Source organism: Streptomyces sp. XY006, assembly GCF_002237655.1.
Taxonomy (GTDB): domain Bacteria; phylum Actinomycetota; class Actinomycetes; order Streptomycetales; family Streptomycetaceae; genus Streptomyces; species Streptomyces levis.
Genome location: NZ_NOKT01000016.1, coordinates 96,789 through 115,370, shown reverse-complemented (window position 1 = coordinate 115,370; position 18,582 = coordinate 96,789). Strand labels below are relative to the sequence as shown.

Annotated in this window: 13 protein-coding genes; 5 read left to right on the top strand and 8 right to left on the bottom strand. The window is 71.4% G+C overall.

Going from position 1 to position 18,582, the window contains the following annotated elements; translation table 11 throughout:
* Window positions 1-9: 9 nt before the first annotated feature.
* Window positions 10-303, bottom strand: a complete 294-nt coding sequence (locus CHR28_RS20045) for a DUF397 domain-containing protein (RefSeq protein ID WP_094055030.1) — start codon at window positions 301-303, stop codon at window positions 10-12.
* Entirely contained in the window at window positions 284-1,138 is an 855-nt protein-coding gene (locus CHR28_RS20040; protein WP_094055029.1) for a helix-turn-helix domain-containing protein, read from the bottom strand. Before CHR28_RS20040 ends, CHR28_RS20045 begins: the two co-directional genes overlap by 20 nt.
* A gap of 158 nt (window positions 1,139-1,296) precedes the next feature.
* Between CHR28_RS20040 and CHR28_RS20035 the strand changes: the two genes are divergently transcribed.
* Window positions 1,297-1,794, top strand: a complete 498-nt coding sequence (locus CHR28_RS20035) for an ATP-binding protein (protein WP_094055028.1) — start codon at window positions 1,297-1,299, stop codon at window positions 1,792-1,794.
* 208 nt (window positions 1,795-2,002) lie between these two features.
* On the opposite strand, the gene CHR28_RS20030 is transcribed toward CHR28_RS20035, so the two are convergent.
* Complete coding sequence (locus CHR28_RS20030; protein WP_094055027.1) at window positions 2,003-3,832, bottom strand: phosphoenolpyruvate carboxykinase (GTP); 1,830 nt, start codon at window positions 3,830-3,832, stop codon at window positions 2,003-2,005.
* 328 nt (window positions 3,833-4,160) lie between these two features.
* On the opposite strand from CHR28_RS20030, the gene trhA reads away from it, so the two are divergent.
* The 3 genes from trhA to CHR28_RS20015 are packed head-to-tail and all read left to right on the top strand — an operon-like array spanning window position 4,161 to window position 6,310.
* Window positions 4,161-4,874 (top strand): PAQR family membrane homeostasis protein TrhA, encoded by a 714-nt coding sequence (trhA, locus tag CHR28_RS20025; RefSeq protein ID WP_094055026.1) that lies wholly within the window; start codon window positions 4,161-4,163, stop codon window positions 4,872-4,874.
* A 47-nt stretch (window positions 4,875-4,921) separates the two neighbouring features.
* Window positions 4,922-5,545: a TetR/AcrR family transcriptional regulator gene (locus CHR28_RS20020; protein WP_094055025.1), complete on the top strand. Its 624-nt coding sequence runs from the start codon at window positions 4,922-4,924 to the stop codon at window positions 5,543-5,545.
* Between the two features lie 33 nt (window positions 5,546-5,578).
* Window positions 5,579-6,310, top strand: coding sequence for a Mut7-C RNAse domain-containing protein (locus CHR28_RS20015; protein ID WP_094055024.1), 732 nt, complete (start codon window positions 5,579-5,581; stop codon window positions 6,308-6,310).
* Between the two features lie 76 nt (window positions 6,311-6,386).
* Here the strand turns inward: CHR28_RS20015 and CHR28_RS20010 are convergent, their stop codons facing one another.
* The 5 genes from CHR28_RS20010 to CHR28_RS19990 all read right to left on the bottom strand — a co-directional run bounded on the left by CHR28_RS20010 (window position 6,387) and on the right by CHR28_RS19990 (window position 15,089).
* The gene (locus CHR28_RS20010; RefSeq protein ID WP_094055023.1) at window positions 6,387-8,792 is read right to left on the bottom strand and encodes a galactose oxidase-like domain-containing protein; all 2,406 of its coding nucleotides are present in this window, start codon (window positions 8,790-8,792) and stop codon (window positions 6,387-6,389) included.
* Window positions 8,789-9,982, bottom strand: a complete 1,194-nt coding sequence (locus CHR28_RS20005) for a glycosyltransferase (RefSeq protein ID WP_094055022.1) — start codon at window positions 9,980-9,982, stop codon at window positions 8,789-8,791. Before CHR28_RS20005 ends, CHR28_RS20010 begins: the two co-directional genes overlap by 4 nt.
* Complete coding sequence (locus CHR28_RS20000) at window positions 9,979-11,628, bottom strand: ArnT family glycosyltransferase (RefSeq protein WP_094055021.1); 1,650 nt, start codon at window positions 11,626-11,628, stop codon at window positions 9,979-9,981. Before CHR28_RS20000 ends, CHR28_RS20005 begins: the two co-directional genes overlap by 4 nt.
* A complete protein-coding gene (locus CHR28_RS19995; RefSeq protein ID WP_094055020.1) occupies window positions 11,625-12,908 on the bottom strand; it encodes a glycosyltransferase in 1,284 nt (427 codons plus the stop codon). Before CHR28_RS19995 ends, CHR28_RS20000 begins: the two co-directional genes overlap by 4 nt.
* Before the next feature lie 147 nt (window positions 12,909-13,055).
* The gene (locus CHR28_RS19990; protein WP_094055019.1) at window positions 13,056-15,089 is read right to left on the bottom strand and encodes a thioredoxin domain-containing protein; all 2,034 of its coding nucleotides are present in this window, start codon (window positions 15,087-15,089) and stop codon (window positions 13,056-13,058) included.
* Window positions 15,090-15,336: 247 nt separating this feature from the next.
* Here CHR28_RS19990 and CHR28_RS19985 point away from each other — a divergent pair, with 247 nt between their 5' ends.
* Window positions 15,337-18,534: a tetratricopeptide repeat protein gene (locus tag CHR28_RS19985; protein ID WP_094055018.1), complete on the top strand. Its 3,198-nt coding sequence runs from the start codon at window positions 15,337-15,339 to the stop codon at window positions 18,532-18,534.
* Window positions 18,535-18,582 lie beyond the last annotated feature (48 nt).

Below are 18,582 nucleotides of genomic sequence, written 5' to 3'. Positions count from 1 at the left end.
CCGATGGAGTCACGCGGCAGGCGCCGACTTGAGGGACGTGACGAAGGACGTCCAGGCCGGGGCCGTGATGGCGAGGACCGGACCGTGGGGGGCAGTCTTGGAGTCACGGACGGGAACGACGGCGGTGTGGGCGTCGCAGACTTCGAGGCAGTCGCCGCCCGTTCCATTGCTGTAGGTGCTCTTACGCCAGCGGGCTGCGCCGGGGAAGGCCTCAGCTACCTCGACGCAGTTGCCGCCACTGCCGTTGCTGTACGTGCTCTTGCGCCAGACGGCTGTACGCAAGTCAATCCCGTTGCTCGCCATTTCCGCCATCCTCAGCCGCTTGCTCGATCAGGGCGAGGGACGCCTCCCGAGGTAGCGCGGCGGCCCTGAGCAAATCGTACGACCTTCGGTAATCCTTAACGAGGCCCGGATCGTCGATGGTGTCTCCACTGTGCAGCGCCTCCGTGTACACCAGCGGTGGCGCGTCAGAGAACGTCATGATCATCGCAGTGCCAAGCATGAACGGGTGCGCTCCGCAGTTCCACGGAAGAATCTGGGGAACGATCCGGTGCCGTCGCGCCAAAGTGGCGATGTGCTGCCACTGTTCGGATGCCTGGCTAGGCGGGATGATCGGCTGGCGGAGCAGGGACTCGGACAGGATGGCCCAGTACACCGGCGTCTTGTGGTTCTCATCGAAGAGACGGGCCCGTGCCAGTCGGGCAGTGACCTTTTCCTCTACCTCCTCATCCGGAGCGAGTGGGTGCGTTGCCCGCACCACCGCCCGCGCATACGCCTCCGTCTGCAACAACCCCGGGACCAGCGTCGGGCACCACTCCTCGATGGTCTCCGCGTGCTGCTCCGCTTCCAGCACCCGCTCGAAGTAGCTCGCATGCCCCCGCCGTTTCGCCCGCCGCACGTCCTCGCACCGCCGCCGGAAGAAGCCGTCCGTGCCGAGCACCCGGTCCACGTGCTCGGCGAGTTCCGCCGGCATCCGGCGCGTGCCCCGCTCGATCTCGCTGAGGTGGCTCGGGCCGTAGAAGCTGCCCTCGACGAGTTGCTGGAGGGTCAGGCCCGCCTCCTCCCGCTTCCAGCGCAACTCACTGCCGTAGAAGGTCGGGACGCCCGTCGAACCGTCGATGTCCTTGCGCTGACCCATCGTTCACCGTCCTTGGTGTGCCGTTACCGCGCGCTACCAGCCCCTTCACCACGCAGCCGCAGTTCGGGAGCGGGAGGCGGAAGGACTGTCACGGTACGGCGACCGGCGTCACAGTGTGAGGAGTTCGTCACTCAGCGCACTGGAAGGTGTGAACCCCCATGCCCAGCCCCTGCCCTCGCCTCACCGCGCAGGACCTGACCCTGGAGTTGCTCGCGACCCCCGCCGAGGTGTCCGGCGTGCGGCGGGCCCTGCGCTCGTACGGGATCGACGTGCAGCTGTGCGCGAGTGAGCTCGTGACGAATGTGATCCGGCATGTCGGGGAGGGCGTCCCCGTGACGGTACGGGTGTGGGAGGAGGAGGGCGGACGCGTCCGGGTCGGGGTCACCGATCCCCATCCCCGGGCCCTGCCCGTCCTGGTCGCGGCGGCCGGGGCCGAGGCGGAATCCGGCCGCGGGCTGGCGCTGCTCGACGCGCTGGCCCTGCGGTGGGGCGTGGAGCAGGAGGCCGGCCGCAAGACGGTGTGGTGCGAGCTGCTCGTCCCTGTTCCGCAAACGCCCGAGGCCCCGGAAACGCCCGGGGTTCCGGAAACGCCCGAGCGCCCCGGTCGACACAAGGTGTCGGCCGGAGCGCTCGGTCATCCATCGGCACGTTCGTGAGCCCGCGGAGCGGGCCGCGCCGAAGCGGGCGGGAGGGGGCCGGTCGCCGCTGGGTTTCCGTCGGGGCGGACGGAGGACGCGGTGACCGGCCCCGAACCCCGCACGCCGTTGTGCGGGCCCCGCCAGTCGGTTCCGCGGCCGGCCGTGACGATGTTGCTGGTCAGGGCACTGTCGGTTCCAGCCGGCCGCGGAGTTCAGGGGGTGGGGCTCAGCCCAGGCGCTCCACCAGGGCGCGGTACTCGTCCCACAGCTCCTTCGGGGTGTGGTCACCGAAGGTGTTGAGGTGCTCGGGGACCAGGGCGGCCTCCTCGCGCCAGACCTCCTTGTCGACCGTGAGCAGGAAGTCCAGGTCGGACTCGGCCAGCTCCAGGCCGTCCGTGTCGAGGGCCTCCTTGGTCGGCAGGACACCGATGGGGGTCTCGACGCCCTCGGCCTTGCCCTCCAGGCGCTCCACGATCCACTTCAGGACGCGGGAGTTCTCGCCGAAGCCGGGCCAGACGAACTTGCCCTCGTCGTCCTTGCGGAACCAGTTGACGTAGTAGATCTTCGGCAGCTTGGACTGGTCCTTGTCCTTGGCCACGTCGATCCAGTGGGCCATGTAGTCGCCCATGTTGTAGCCGCAGAAGGGCAGCATCGCGAAGGGGTCGCGGCGCAGTTCGCCGACCTTGCCCTCGGCCGCCGCGGTCTTCTCGGAGGCCACGTTGGCGCCGAGGAAGACGCCGTGGTTCCAGTCGAAGGACTCCGTCACCAGCGGCACGGCGGTGGCGCGGCGGCCGCCGAAGAGGATCGCCGAGATCGGCACGCCCTTGGGGTCCTCCCACTCCGGCGCGATGATCGGGCACTGCGAGGCCGGGACGGTGAAGCGGGCGTTGGGGTGGGCGGCCGGGGTGCCGGACTCCGGCGTCCAGTCGTTGCCCTTCCAGTCCGTCAGGTGGGCCGGGGTCTCCTCCGTCATGCCCTCCCACCACACGTCGTTGTCGTCGGTGAGGGCGACGTTGGTGAAGACGGAGTTGCCCCACAGCGTCTTCATCGCGTTGGCGTTGGTGTGCTCGCCGGTGCCGGGGGCGACGCCGAAGAAGCCGGCCTCGGGGTTGATGGCGTAGAGGCGGCCGTCCTCGCCGAAGCGCATCCAGGCGATGTCGTCACCGATGGTCTCGACCGTCCAGCCGGGGATGGTCGGCTCCAGCATGGCGAGGTTGGTCTTGCCGCAGGCGCTCGGGAAGGCGGCGGCGACGTACTTGGCCTCGCCGCGCGGCGGGGTCAGTTTCAGGACGAGCATGTGCTCGGCCAGCCAGCCCTCGTCGCGGGCCATGACGGAGGCGATGCGCAGGGCGTAGCACTTCTTGCCGAGCAGGGCGTTGCCGCCGTAGCCCGAGCCGTAGGACCAGATCTCGCGGTCCTCGGGGAAGTGGGAGATGTACTTGGTCTGGTTGCAGGGCCAGGGGACGTCCTCCTGGCCGGGCTCCAGCGGGGCGCCCAGGGTGTGCACGGCCTTGACGAAGAACCCGTCGGAGCCGAGCTCGTCGAGCACGGCCTGGCCCATGCGCGTCATGGTGCGCATGGAGACGGCGACGTAGGCCGAGTCGGTGATCTCGACGCCGAGCGCGGACAGCGGCGAGCCGAGCGGGCCCATGCAGAAGGGCACGACGTACATGGTGCGGCCGCGCATCGAGCCGCGGAACAGGCCGCCCCGGCCCCCGGCGCCCTGGAAGATCTCCCGCATCTCGGCGGGGGCCTTCCAGTGGTTGGTCGGGCCCGCGTCCTCCTCCTTCTCGGAGCAGATGAACGTCCGGTCCTCGACGCGCGCGACGTCGGTCGGGTCGGAGGCGGCGTAGTAGGAGTGGGGGCGCTTGATCGGGTCGAGCTTACGGAAGGTGCCCTTCCGGACGAGCTCCTCGCACAGTCGCTCGTACTCGGCCTCGGATCCGTCACACCAGACCACGTTGTCCGGCTGCGTCAGTTCTGCGATCTCGTTGACCCACGAGATCAGTCCCTGATGAGTGGTGGGGACGGTGGGAGCCGCGATGTCGCGCGCCACGATTGCTCCTAAATGAGGGATTTTTTTGATGTGGAGGCCCCGTGGGGGCTGCGACCCGGATGCTTCACGGTGTGACTTGGGCGCTCATCCGGTGCCGACCGCACTCATTTGATCATCCGACGGAAGCGCCCATCTGTCCAGAGGAGCGCACAGGTGAGCAACGTGAGGATCGCCACGGTTTCTCGGCGGCGCTTTGCGTGCACGTTGCGTTCACCTGACCGTCCGTTTGCGTGACCATCGTTCGGCCAGGGTGAGAGGATGGCCACTCTTCGTCGGCCAATCAGCGCGACTGATACGTCACTTACGGTTCCGTAGCTACCATTCGGCCATGACTGCGTTCGTCCCCGACGCGCCCTCGGACTCGCCGGCCGGCGCCAGCGGTCCGCAGGCGCTCTCCCTGCCACACCCCGTGAAGCCCAAGCTCCGCGGGTGGCTGCACCTCGGCATGTTCCCGGCCGCCCTCGTCGCGGGCCTGGTCCTGACCGCCCTGGCCGACTCGACCAGAGGACGCATCGCCTGTGGCATCTACGCCCTGACGGCCTGCCTGCTGTTCGGCGTGAGCGCGCTGTACCACCGGGGCAACTGGAGCCCCCGCATGGACGGCGTGCTGCGCCGCCTGGACCACGCCAACATCTTCCTGATCATCGCGGGCACCTACACGCCGCTGGCCATGCTGCTCCTGCCCGGCGCCCAGGGCGAGTGGCTGCTGTGGGGCATCTGGGCCGCCGCGGTGGCGGGCATCCTCTTCCGCGTCTTCTGGGTCGGCGCCCCGCGCTGGCTGTACACGCCCTGCTACATCGCGATGGGCTGGGCGGCCGTGTTCTACCTGCCGGACTTCATGCGCACCGGCGGGATCGCGGTCCTCGTCCTGGTCATCGTCGGCGGCCTGCTCTACAGCGCGGGCGGCATCATCTACGGCATCAAGCGCCCGAACCCGTCACCGCGCTGGTTCGGCTTCCACGAGGTGTTCCACTCCTTCACGCTGGCGGCCTTCATCGCGCACTACGTGGGCATCTCCCTGGTGGCGTACCAGCACGGATAGGGTGAGTGATGTGACAGCGGCTCGCGTCTGAGAGCTACTGTCACATCATGGCTGCTGTCACCACCTCCGCCGACCGCCCCCAGCCGGGGCTCCGGGAGCGGAAGAAGATCAAGACCCGCCAGGCGATCCGCACCGCGACCTACGCGCTGATCGACGAGCAGGGCTACGACGCCACGACGATCGAGCAGATCGCCGAGCGCGCCGAGGTGTCGCCGTCGACGGTCTTCCGGTACTTCCCCACCAAGGAGGACATCGTCGTCACCGACGAGTGGGACCGGCTCATGACGGCGGAGCTGCGGGCCCGGCCGGAGGACGAGTCGTGGGCCGCCGTCCTGCGGCGGGTGATCCGTACGGCCCTCGACCTGAGCCTCGCCGAGGAGCCCGAGGTGCTGCGGCTGCGCGCCCGGCTCGGCGTCGAGGTCCCGGCCGTGCGCGCCCGGATGCTGGAGAGCACGGCCGTGACCGGCCGGCTGCTGCGCGAGGCCCTCGCCGAGCGCTCCGGCCTCGACCCCGACGGCCTGGAGCTCCGGGTCTTCGCCATGTCCGTCATGGGCGGCCTGATGGAGGCCTCCCGCTACTGGGCCGAGACCGGCCACCGCGACGACATCCGGGTTCTCGTCGACCGCGCCCTGGACGTCCTGGAGCACGGCCTGCCGGCCGGAAAACCCTGAGGCCCGGGCCCCCGGCCGTGGCATCCTGACCGGGTGAACGGTCCCGAGATCCACGTCGAGTTCGCCCCCGAGCTGCACGTCTTCGTCCCCCGGGCCCGGCGGGACGGCACCGTGCGGGCCGCCACCGACGGCGTCTCCAGCCTCGGCCATGTCATCGAGTCGCTGGGCGTGCCGCTGACCGAGGTGGGCGCGCTGGTGGTGGACGGCCGGGACGTGCCGGTCTCGCACGTCCCCGCGGCCGGGGAGTCGGTGACCGTACGGGCCGTCGCCCACCCGCAGCGGGTCCCGGGCGCTCCCCTGCGGTTCCTGCTCGACGTCCACCTCGGGACGCTCGCCCGCCGGCTGCGTCTGCTCGGCGTGGACACGGCGTACGAGTCGATCGACATCGGCGATCCCGCCCTGGCGGCCCGTTCGGCGGCCGAGCGGCGGGTCATGCTGAGCCGCGACCGGGGGCTGCTGCGGCGCCGGGAGCTGTGGGCCGGGGCGTTCGTCTACAGCACGCGCCCCGAGGAGCAGCTGCGGGAGGTGCTGGACCGGTTCCGGCCCGGCCTGCGGCCCTGGACGCGGTGCACCGCGTGCAACGGGCTGCTCCGCGAGGCGACCAAGGAAGAGGTCGCCGACCAGCTCAAGCACGGCACACACGCGACGTACGACGTGTTCGCGCAGTGCGGGGAGTGCGGGCGGGCGTACTGGCGGGGCGCGCATCACGAGCAGTTGGAGGCCATCGTGCGGGAGGCTGTCGCGCTGTGCTCCGAGGGCCGCTGAGGGTGTGCGCGGTGGGGAACTGCGGGACCGTCGTGGCCGGTCGCGCAGTTCCCCGCGCCCTCGCAGGGGCGTCTTCCTAGCGCCTGGTCACGTCTGACTTGCCGCAGGCGATTCCGTCCCTGTTCCTGTCCAGGCCCAGGGGGTCGTCCTTGCCGTTGACCTTCAGGCGGCCGTAGTCGTTGGTCTTGAGCCACTCGCAGCGGGCCGCCGTCGTCTTCTTCACCTCCGCCGGGAAGTCCGTCGGGACGCAGACGTTGATCGAGCCGTAGTGGCGGTCGCAGCCGGAGATCGTCGGGCTGACCTTCTGCGACGTGCGCTTCTTGCCGGGCTTGACGACCTTGCCCTCTGGCGCGTCCGCGAAGTCGTGGACGTGGGCCGAGGCGTCGGTCGCCTTGAGCGCCTGCGGGCCCTGAAGGTGCACCCACTCGGCCACCGACGGCACCCCGTTGGCGTCCACCGCGAAGAGCATGTACCAGCCGGGCGGGGCCAGGTTGGGGTTGCTGGTCACGTTGAGGTCGACGTTGTTGCCGTCGACGGACAGCGGCAGGTCCACGAACCGCTGGTTCGGGTCGGAGGAGTGCGTCACCGCGGCCGGGCGGATCAGCTCGGCCTTGGCGATGGGCCGGTCGACGGTGATCCGCTGGGTGTCGCCGTAGGTCCACTCGGTGTCGATGACCGACGTGATCTGCGGACGCGGGCCCTTGAACAGATAGGGCGGGCTGTAGACCGACACGTCGTGGTTCCAGGAGCCGTTGCCCGGGTTGTCGCCGGTGGTCATCACACGGCCGTCGGGCAGCAGGAACGCCGAGGAGTGGTAGCCGCGCGCCTCGGGGTCGACGGCCACCGGGTCGAACGTCTCCGACGCGGGGTCGAAGATCGACGTCTCGTAGACCGGGTTGGCCCGGTTGTGCAGGGCGCCGCCCGTCTCCAGCACCTTGCCGTCGGGCAGGAGCACCGCGGAGACGTACATCTTGCCCTGGTTCCCGGTCTGCGGGACGGGTCCGTTGCCCAGGTCGACCGTGCCCTGCGGGATCGGCGGCCCGGCCACGTACGAGGGGTTGGGCTGCTTGAGGTCGATGATGTCGGTCAGGCGGTTCGCCTCCGGGTTGGAGTCGATGTTGCCGCCACCGAGAGTGAGGACCTTCTGGTCCTGCGCCGGGGGCAGCAGCACGCTGGCCGACTGGTCGCGCTCGTCCTTGTTCCGCAGGCCCGGCACCTGGGTGATGGTGTTGGCGCCGTAGTCGTAGATCGCCGATCCGGTGCCGGGGATGTTGTTGCCGAAGACATGGCTGCCCGAGTAGAAGAGGCGGCCGTCCTGCATGAGGATCATCGACGGGTACAGGCCCCAGTACGACCAGGTCTGGTTCACCTTCCACAGCGGCTGCCACTGCTGCTCGGCCTCGGAGAACAGCTCGGCGGCGACGGAGCCGGTGGAGTCCTCGCGCAGACCGCCGAAGGAGATGACGTCACCGTTGCCGAGGATCGTGGCCGACGGGTACCAGTGGCCGTCGTTCATGTCGTTGGTCTTGGTGTAGGTCTCGGTCTCCGGGTCGAAGATGTACGAGTCCTTGAAGCCCTGGTAGCCGATCCGGCCGTCCGCCGTCGGATAGCCCTTGTTGCCGGACATCACCAGCACCCGGCCGTCCTGGAGCTGGACGTGCCCGGCGCAGAACATGTCCTTCGGCGTGGGGACGATCTTGTAGGAGCCGTTCGCCGGGTCGTAGACCGCCGAGGTGAAGGTGCCCGCCTCGAACATCGACTCGTCGTTGCCGGAGCCCGCGATCAGCAGCACCTTGCCGTTGTGCAGGACGACGGAGTGCATCGAGCGGACCGGGTTCTGCGTGGGCAGCACGTCCCACTTGCCGTTCGCGCACTGCTCGGCCGTGCCCGTGCACTGCGGCGGCAGGACCGGGTCGGGGACCTGGTCCATCGTGTAGTCGTCGGTGGTGGCGGAGCCGGTGCCGTAGACCGAGACGCCCCAGGAGATGCGGTCGGTGCCGGCCGGGACCTCGGGCGTGCGGACCGTCGCCTGGGTCCAGCTGCCCGCCAGATCCAGCGTCTTGAGGTCGGTCCAGTACTGCCAGCCGGCCGTGGTGTCGTGCCGGAACAGCGTGATCGCCGCGTCCGGCGTGGTCGTCTTGTACCAGAGGCCGAGGTCGTACTGCTTGCCCGGCGTCACCACCGGCGCGCAGGCGGCGGACTCGGTGATCAGCGCCTTGCGGTCGCCGTCGACGCGGCGGGTCAGCTCCACCTTCATCGCCTTGGAGCCGGTGTGCGCGTCGGAGGTGGTGGTGAAGGTGAAGTCGTTGTCGCCCCAGCCGGACTTCTCCCAGCAGTAGGGCATGTCACCGGTGCCGGCGGTCTCGAACCCGGGGTTCTTGACGAGGTTGGCGGCGGAGGCGGACTGGGGTGCGGTCAGCAGCAGGCCCGAGGTCAGGCCCGCCACGGACAGCAGTGCGGTCGTTCTGCGACGAAGGTTCACACGGCTCTCCTTGCGGTGCGGCCGCCGCGCGCGGACTCCTCACGGGCCGGGCGCGGCAGGTAGACCAGCGCTTCGGTCGCCACGAAGCGCAGGACGAACGTCGTCACCAGCGCGAGCGCGGTGGCGGACAGCACGCCCAGGTGCAGCTGATGCACGAACAGGGCGATCAGCGGGATGCGCAGCACCAGATCGGCGTTGGCGAGCAGCGCGAACCGCCCGGCCCGGTCCCACCAGCGCCGGTGCCGACGCCGCTCGCGGAACAGCAGGTGCTCGATGAGCACGAAGTTCCAGGCCACGCCGAGCTGGTTGGCGAGGATCTCCGCCGGTACGTAGTGCATGCCGAGCGCGGTCAGCGCCCACAGGCCGAGCAGGTTCGGCACGAAGCCGGTCAGCCCGATCAGTCCGAAGCCGATCATCCGCGCCACCGGCGAGGCGGCCCGCAGTCCGGCCAGGTGACGCAGGAAGCGCAGGCCCTCCTGCGCGGTGGACTTGGACTCCCCGGCGAACCGGTCCTGGAAGACGAACGGCACCTCGGTGACCGTGCGCGGGCGGCTGCGGACGGCGAGTTCGAGCAGGATCTTGTAGCCGAGCGGCTGGAGGACCTCGGCTGTGACCGCGCTGCGGCGGATCGCGAAGAAGCCGCTCATCGGGTCGCTGATGCCGTGCAGCCGGCGCGGGAAGAGCGCCTTGGTCAGCCAGGTCGCCCCGCGTGATACGGCCACCCGGTAGCTGCCCGCGAGCCCGGCCCGGCTGCCGCCCTTGGTGTAGCGGGAGGCCACGACCAGCCCCGCGTTGGCGCGTTCGCCGGTGGCGACCAGGTCGGGCACGAGGGACGGCGGGTGCTGGCAGTCGCCGTCCATGACGACGATCCAGTCGGAGGTGGCCGCCTTCAGCCCCTCGACGACCGCGCCGCCCAGCCCGCCCACCGGCTCCTCGCGGTGCAGCACGGTCACCGGGAACGGGCAGTCCTGCGCCGCCTTCTCGATCACCTCGGGCGTGTCGTCGGTGGAGTCGTCCACGAAGACGACCTCGCAGGGCAGCCGGGCCGGCACGGACTCGGTGATCTGGCGCAGCAACTGCCGCACGTTCGCCGACTCGTTGAACGTCGGTACGACGATGGTGACGGCGCCCGGTTCGGGGATCTCGGCGGTCTCGACGACCTCGCCGGGGACGGTGGACTCCTGGCTCATCGCGTGCCTCCGGCGGTGGTCTGGATCTGGCGGATCTCGATGCGGTCCTCGCCGGTGCCGAAGGTGGCGACCGGTTCGGAGTGCTCCATGGCGGCCTTGACGTTGGGCAGGTCGGCCGCGTCCCGCCGTACGGTCGGCGAGGCGACGACGTAGTCCAGGTCCTTCCAGCCGCGCGGCATCGTCTTCGTCACCGCCGGGTCCAGGTCGGCCTTGTAGAACCAGATGACGCCGAGCCCGGGCCGGTAGCCCTGGTGCACCAGGTCCAGCCAGAGCGCGTCGTCGACCAGCACCCGGGTGCGCTCCGGGTTCTCGACCTCCGTGGCGAGCCACCTGGAGGCGGCCTTGTAGGGGGCGTTGGCGTCGGTGGTGACGGCGGTGCGGGCGCCGTCGTACCAGTGCGGCAGGACGTAGGCGCCGGCGGCCAGGGCGAGGACCGTGGCGAGCGCGTACCGGCCCACGCTGAGGTAGCGTTTCTCCGCCTCGGAGCGCCAGCGGCTGAGCACCGCGTGGGCGACCGAGGCGGTTCCTCCGGCGAGGACCAGCGCCAGGAACGGCAGGGCCTGGATGACGTACATCGCGGGCAGGTAGCCGTTCGGGCGCAGGGCCAGCGCGGCGAGGATCGCCACGGCCAGGGCCGGTCCGGCCAGGGCCCGGGCGGTGACCGACCAGCGCCAGGTGACGAGCAGCAGCAGGGCGCCCGCGAGGCCGCCGAGGGGCAGGATCTTGTCGTAGTAGAGCCACGACTGGAGCACGCCCCAGGAGCCGGAGCCCTGGTCCAGGATGAAGCCCGAACCGGGTCTGGTCATCTGGTACTTGACGCCGTCCCAGAGGGACACGTGTCCGGCGCCCGGCATCAACTCGCCCTTGAGCAGGGCGAACAGCGGGTAGGAGAAGCCGATCAGGGCGCAGGCCGTGACGGCGCCGGTGAGGGCGAACTTGCGGGTGTCGCGGTGGCTGTGGCGCCACATGGTGAGGAACAGGGCGGGCAGGACGACGAGCATCGTCTCCTTGGTGAGGACGGCCGTGGCGGCCGCTATCCCCGCGCCGAAGTGGTGCCAGAGATGGCGGCTGGGGGAGGCGGCCAGGGTGAAGGCCAGCAGCGTCCACATCACCGCGAGGTTGTCGAGGAAGATCTCCCGCTGGAGCACGACCGACAGCGGCGACAGGCCGAAGAAGACCATGCCGAGCGCGGCGGCCCAGCGGGGCAGGGCGAGCCGGCGGCCCAGCACGTAGACGAGGACCGCGCTGATGCCGCTGATCACCAGCATGGCGGCGCGCATGGTGCCCACGGTCATCGACTCGGGGCTGATCAGCGCGGGGATCCAGGTCAGCAGGGCGATCTGGATCCAGCCCAGCGGCGGGTGGTCGTACCAGTAGGTGTAGTGGGCCAGGCCGTTGCCCTGCTGCACGGACCAGGCCTGGGCGAGGTAGGTGCCCTCGTCGTCGCTGAGGGCCGGGTAGTCGGCGATGTTCCAGCCCTGTACGACGAGGATCGCCAGGAGCAGGACACCGCACAGGAGCAGGTCGGGGCGCGAGGAGCGCAGCCGGCCCGGCGGCTCGGCGCGCCGCTGCGGACCGGTGCCGGACACAGGCCGGCGCTGCGCGGGGACCTTCGGAGTGGTCACCGCGGGAAGGGTGGAGGTCACGCGGGAACGTCCTCTCGGGTCACGTCCGGCCGGGACACGGCGCGCTCGTCGAGGTGCGCGCCGACGTGGGTCGTCAGCTCCCAGTCGTTGCGTCCGCGCTGCTCGCGCCAGACGGCACGCACGGCCGCCCCGGCGAGCAGCACCTGGTAGAAGGGGCCGCCCACGATCAGCTTCAGGTAGTGCACGAACCGCACGCGCAGCCCGTACTGCTTGCCGAAGTCGTGCAGCCCGACGATCTCGAAGACGAAGGTGACCAGGGCGGTGACGGCCGGCAGGAAGGTGATGAAGGCGATGCCGACGGGCACGTCCAGGAACAGCGCGATCGCCACGTTGAGCGGGATGATCAGGCCGGTGAAGGCCTGCATGAACGGCGTCATCAGGGTGTAGCGGGCGAGCAGCCGCTGCCCCAGGGTGGGCAGTTGCCGCCAGTCCTTCTTCCGGTAGACCTGGAGGAAGCCCTGGTTCCAGCGGGTGCGCTGCTTCAGCAGGGACATCAGCGAGCCCGGGGTCTCCTCGCGGGTCACCATGTCGGAGTCGTAGGCGACGACGACCTTCTTGCCGACGCTGGACAGGCGCACGCCCAGGTCGCAGTCCTCGGCGAGGCAGTTCGGGTCCCAGCCGCCGGCTTCCCGCAGGACGTCCGTGCGGACGAAGACGGTGTTGCCGCCAAGCGGAATGAAACCTTTCTGCGCGTGCAGGTGGAGCCGCGAGCGGAACCAGAAGAAGTACTCCAGGCAGTTGCGCAGGCTGTACCAGCTGGAGTGGAAGTTGATCAGCTGCACCCCGCCCTGGACGACGTCGGCGCCGGTGGTGCGGAAGGCGTGGTCGACGTGCGCGAGGAGCTCCGGGTGGACCTGGTCCTCCGCGTCGAAGACGCCGACGACGTCGCCGCGGCAGTGCGGCAGGGCCGTGTTCATGGCCTTCGGCTTGTTCTTCTTCTCGTGCGTGTCGACGACGACGCGCACCCGGGGGTCACGCGCGGCGGCCTGCTCGGCCACGGCGGTGGTCTCCGGGTCGTCGTGCCCGACGATCACGATGATCTCGAAGTCGGTGTGGCTCGACTCCAGCAGGCGCTGGATCGTGTGGTCCAGCACCGCCTGTTCGTGCCGGGCGGGCAGCAGCAGCGAGAAGGAGACGTGCTCGTCCCCGTCCGGGCTGCTGAACCGCGTGGAGGCGAACACTTCCGGCGTGCGCCAGGCGTGCATCTGCCACCACAGCGTGAACGCCGCCATCCAGAACAGCGCCAGTGAGACGGCAGCGATGAAGACAGACGTCAGCAAACAGATCCCCCCAGATCCCAGAGCCCCCGTGTCGTGACGGTGTGCCGGTGCGGCCCCTCCCGTCACGTCACTGTGCAGAGATTAGGGGGGAACTGTGAAGCCTGGGGGCTGTTCAGATAAAGAGCGTGTTTCCGTTGATTCCCGACTTCAGTCGCTCAGCACCGCACGCAACCGTTCAACTTCCGTTGTCGGCGCGTCACATGTGAAGTTACGGCAGACATAGGCCGCCGGTTCACCACCGACCAGCGGACGGTCGCTGAGCAGCGGGAACTCGTCCCCCTCCGGGGCGCCGACGGCGACGACGGCGCCCGGCGCGGTCCCCAGGAGCGCCGTGCGGTGCAGGGTCCTGGTGCCCTCGTCGTCGAGCGAGGGCCCGACGATCGCGACCTCACGCGGACCGTCCAGCGCGGCCTCCGCGACGGCCAGCCCCCAGCCGATGAAGCGGGGCACGCGCGGTCCGAGCGCCTTGACGACACCGAGGGCCCGCTCGGCGGCCGTGCGGTGCGGCGCGGAACCGGTGTGCGCGGCATAGCTCAGCAGGGCACCGGCCGCGGCGGTCCAGCCGGAGGGGGCGGCGTTGTCGGTCGGGTCCTGCGGGCGGCGGATCAGCCGCTCGGCGTCGGCCGCGGTGTCGAACAGCGCGCCCGAGTCGGGGTCGGTGAACCGGACCAGGACGTGATCGAGCAGGAACCCGGCGAACTCCAGCCAGACGCCCTCCCCGGTGACGGACGCCAGCGCGAGGAAGCCCTCCGCCACATCCGCGTAGTCCTCCAGGACACCGGCGTTGGCACCGGCGTGACCGTCCTTGCTGGTCCGGGTCAGGCGGGCCTGCTCGTCCAGATGCAGCCGGACGAGGAGATCGGCGGCGGCCCGGGCGGCCTCCACGAGGTCGGGCCGGTCGAAGTAGGCGCCCGTCTCGGCCAGGGCGGCGATCGCGAGGCCGTTCCAGGCGGCGACGACCTTGTCGTCCCGGCCCGGCTCCGGCCGCTGCGAGCGGGCCGCCAGCAGACGCTCCCGGATCGAGGTGATCTTCTCCGCGTCGAACAAACCGTCCTGCAACGGCAGTTGCAGCACCGACTGCCCGTGCTCGAACGTGCCCTCCTCTGTGACGCCGAAGTACTGGGCGGCGAGTTCGGCGTCCTGCTCCCCCAGCACGTCCCGCAGCTGCGCGGGCGTCCACACGTAGTACGCGCCCTCGACGTGCTTGCCGGTGCCGTCGTCGCTGTCGGCGTCCAGCGCGGAGGCGAACCCGCCCTCGTGCGTGCGCAGTTCGCGCACCATGAAGTCGGCCGTCTCCAGGGCCACCCGGCGGGCGAGTTCCGAGCCGGTGGCCCGCCAGAGATGGGCGTAGACCCGGCACAGCAGGGCGTTGTCGTACAGCATCTTCTCGAAGTGCGGCACGACCCAGTCACGGTCGACCGAGTAGCGGGCGAAACCGCCGCCGAGCTGGTCGTAGATGCCGCCGCGGGCCATGCGCTCGCAGGTGTCGGCCGCCATCTGCAGGGCGCCCTCGGCTCCGGTGCGGGCATGGTGGCGCAGCAGGAACTCCAGCACCATCGACGGCGGGAACTTGGGCGCCCCGCCGAATCCGCCGCGCTGCGGGTCGTACTCGCGGGTGAGCGCGAGCAGCGCCTGCGCCACCTCCTGCTCGCCGGGCAGTTGCGCGTCGCCGTAGGAGATCTCCCGGCCGGCCAGGTCGCGGACGATCTTCCCGGCGACCTCGGTGACCTCGTCGCGCCGCTCCTCCCACGCCTGCCGCACGCCCTGGAGGACCTGCCGGAAGGAGGGCATGCCCTGGCGGGGGGCGGGCGGGAAGTAGGTGCCGAAGTAGAACGGCTCGGCGTCCGGGGTGAGGAACACCGTCATCGGCCAGCCGCCGTGCCCGGTCGCCGCCTGCACTGCCTCCATGTACACGGCGTCGACGTCCGGCCGCTCCTCGCGGTCGACCTTCACGCTGACGTAGTGCGCGTTGAGGTACTCGGCGGTCTCCTGGTCCTCGAAGGACTCGTGTGCCATCACGTGACACCAGTGACAGCTGCTGTAGCCGATGCTGAGCAGCACGGGCACGTTCCGCTTGCGGGCCTCCTCGAAGGCCTCGGCCGACCAGGGCCACCAGTCGACGGGGTTGTCGGCGTGCTGAAGGAGGTAGGGGGACGTCTCGTGCGCCAGTCGGTTCGGCATGGTTCCCATCCTGCCGCAGTACCCCTCCCGGCACGCGTCAGGCGTCGCACGGGCGCCGCGCCCGCCGCACGGCCGCCGGGCGCGCCCCACGCCAACGGCCCTCTTTCTTCACATCATCGGGCCGGGCACGCCCCCTCGCCCCGATGCGCCGTCCACCGCACACTTGACCAAGGAAGCGACCGAGACAGCGAGGGGGGACCGGCCGGGCACGACCGGGACCGCCGTCGCCGCCGGAGGGGGACGTGACATGCGGGACGGTCATCGGGCGGAGGCCGAACGGCTGTTGGCGCGGGCCGTGGAGGAGGAGGTGCGCCGCTCCGGCGGGCGCAGCGACGGGAAGGTGCTTCTGGCCCGGGCACGCGGGGCGCTCGACGCGATGGCGCAGAGCGCGGCCGAGGAGTACGAGGCCTACACGCGCGCCCTGGACGAGGCGGCGGCCGGGCAGCTGACCTTCGGGCAGCGTTACGCCCGGGAGGGCGCCGGGACGCCGCTGCTGGTGGCCGGGGTCGCCGCGGTCGCGGCCGTGGTCGCCGACATGGCCCTGGGCACCGGCACGGGTACGGCCCTGGGCGCCGGTGTGACGGTGGGTGTGGCGGGCGCCGCCGCGACGGTCGTGAAGGTGGTCGGCTCGCACCTGCCGGCCGCACACCACCGCGCCGGGGCCGCCGGCCAGCCCGGCGGTCCCGAACAGCTGCGGCTGCAGTGGCTGACGGCACTGGAGGTGCGGGGCATACGCCCGTTCCTCGACCAGCAGCGGGTGCTGGCCGCCTCCACGGGGCCGAAGAAGACCGGGCCGCGGCTGCGGGGCGCCGACAAGAGCGCCGCGGCGCGCGGACGCAGCGTGCTGGAACAGTCCTTCGCGCAGCTGCCGGAACCGGCCCGCCCGTTCGCGGGGCGGCGGCAGGAGCTGGCGCGGATCCGGCAGTGGGTCCAGGCCGCCCGCGCGAGCACGGACACGCAGCCCACCGTCGTCGTCCTGCACGGCGCCCCCGGCAGCGGCCGCACGGCCCTCGCGGTGCACGCCACGCACGATCTGCGCGACCACTTCCGCGGCGCCTGCGTCGTCGACCTGCGCGCCGACAGTCCAGGCGAGTCCCCGCTGTCCACCCGGGACGCCCTGCTGCACCTGCTCAACCGGCTCGGCGCGCCCCGCGAGCAGCTGCTGTTCCGCGAGCGCTCCTCCCCCGACCAGCAGGTCAAGCGGCTGAGCGAGCTCTACCACCAGCATCTGACCGGTCTGCCGGTCACGGTCGTGCTCGACGACGCCTCGGACGCCGGGCAGATCCGCGCCCTGATACCGGAGCGCTCCGACAGCCTGGTGCTGGTGACCGCCCGCGGCCCGCTGGACCTGGACGGCCTGCCCGCGCGGGTGCACCGGCTGGCGGTGGAGCCGCTGGACGCGGCCGGGGCGGAGGAACTGCTGGACGCGACCGCGCAGGACCGCTCCGGGCCGTACGACGCCGAGTCCGCCGACCGGGTCCGCCGGCTGTGCGGCGGGCTGCCGCTGGCGCTGCGCATCGCCGGGTCCTGCCTCGGCCCGCGCTCCCCGCGCGCGCTGGCCACGGACCTCGACGCCTACGGCCCGGTCGAGCCGGTGGAGCGCGCCCTGTGGCTGCGCTACACCGACCAGCCGGAGACCGTACGGCGGCTGCTGCGCCGGCTGGCCCTGGCCGGCCGGGCCTCGCTCGGCGCCGCGGCGGCCGCCGCGCTGCTCGCCACGGACGAGGCGGAGGCCACCCGCCACCTCCAGACCCTGACCCGCGCCGGCCTGATCGACCACGTGCGCGGCGACCGCTACCGCCTGCACGACCTGGTCCGCGCCTTCGCCCAGGCCCGCCTGCTGGACGAGGAGGACCCGGCCGAGCGCACGGCGGCCCAGGAACGGCTGATCGTGAACTACGCCGAGCTGGCCGACTCGGTGCTGCGCATGGTCGACGGCAACATGTCCACCCGCACCAACCGCTTCAGCCCGTACGGCTTCACCTCCCTCGACGAGGCGCTGCGCTGGCTGGACGACGAGTCGAGCTTCATCACGGCGGCCCTGCGCCACGCCGAGGGCGTGAACCAGGCCGCGGTGCTGAACCTGCTGGGCGCCCTGTGCGACTACTGCCTGCTGCGCGGCGACCTCTACCGCCTGGGCGAGATCAGCGAACTCGCCCAGGCCGTGGACGAGGGCCTGCTGGTCCGCTCGGTGCAGTGGCGCACCGGCATCGCGGCCCGGCAGCTGGGCGAGCTGGACAAGGCCCGGACGACCCTCGCCTCGGTGGTCGACCTCTACCGGGAGGCCCATCACGACGCCGGGGCGGCCCGCGCCCTGTGCTCCCTCGGCATCACCCTGCACCACCAGGGCAACCTCACGGAGGCCTCGGCGAAGCTGCGCGAGGCCCTGGCGCTGCAGTCCTCCCCCGAGCTGGCGACCGACCGGGCGTGGACGATGCACGCCCTCGCGGCGGTGGAGCGGGACCGGGCCCGGCTCGGCGAGGCGCTGGAGCTGCTGACCGAGTCCCTGGTCCTGCACCGCGCGGGCGAGTCCGTGCACGGCCAGGCCTGGGCGCACTTCCAGCTCGGCCAGCTGGGCCTGCGCCGGGGCGACGTCCCGCGCGCCGAGGCCGAGCTGCGCGCGGCCCTGGAGCTGTACGGCCGTACCCGCGACGCCCGCGGCGAGGCCTGGGCGCTGACCCAGCTGGCCCGGGCCCTGCTGGTGGCCGGCGAGGCGTCCCCGGCCGTGGAGGAGCTGCGCGGCGCGGCCGCCCGGCACCGGGACAACGAGGACGCGCGCGGTGAGGCCTGGACGCTGTACTACCTGGGCCAGGCCCTGGAGGAGACGGGCGATCTGGACCAGGCGGTCCGCGAACTGGAACGGGCTCGCACGATGTTCTCCCGTATGCGGGACGTCTACGGCCTGGCCTGCGCCCGCCACCACTCGGCCCGTGTCACCCGCGACCAGCGTGCGGCCCGGACCGGTTCCCTGCGCAACTCCGGTTTTGCCCGCCAGCTCCTGGTCGACGCCCGCGCCGACTTCCAGCGCATCGGCGTCGCCCACGGCGAGGCGTGGACGTGCCTGGAGCTGGCGGTCGTGGACGCGGGCAACGCCCGCACCCAGCAGGCCCTGGCCCTGTGCGAGGAGGCGGTGGCCCTGTTCGCGTCCTACGGCGACCGCCGCGGCGAGGACTGGGCCCGCTTCCTGCGCTGCACCCTCCTGCCCTACGCGGCCCCCGGCGGCGTGGAGGTCGGCACGGCGGTCGCCCAGCAGGAACTGGCCGAGCTGTCCCGCGCCGCCCACCCCCTGCGCGACGAGAAGCTCGACGACTTCGCCGACGCCTGGGCGCTGCTGCTGGAGCGGGGCGTGAGCCTGGAGGCGGGCTGGCAGGCCTGGAGGCTGGGCATGACCCCCAGCCGGCACGCGCGGGAGGTGATGGGGGTGGCGGTGGAGACCAAGGCGTAGGCCCGGGCCGGCCAAAGCGCAGGCCCGGGCCCCGGTCCGGGAACGCCG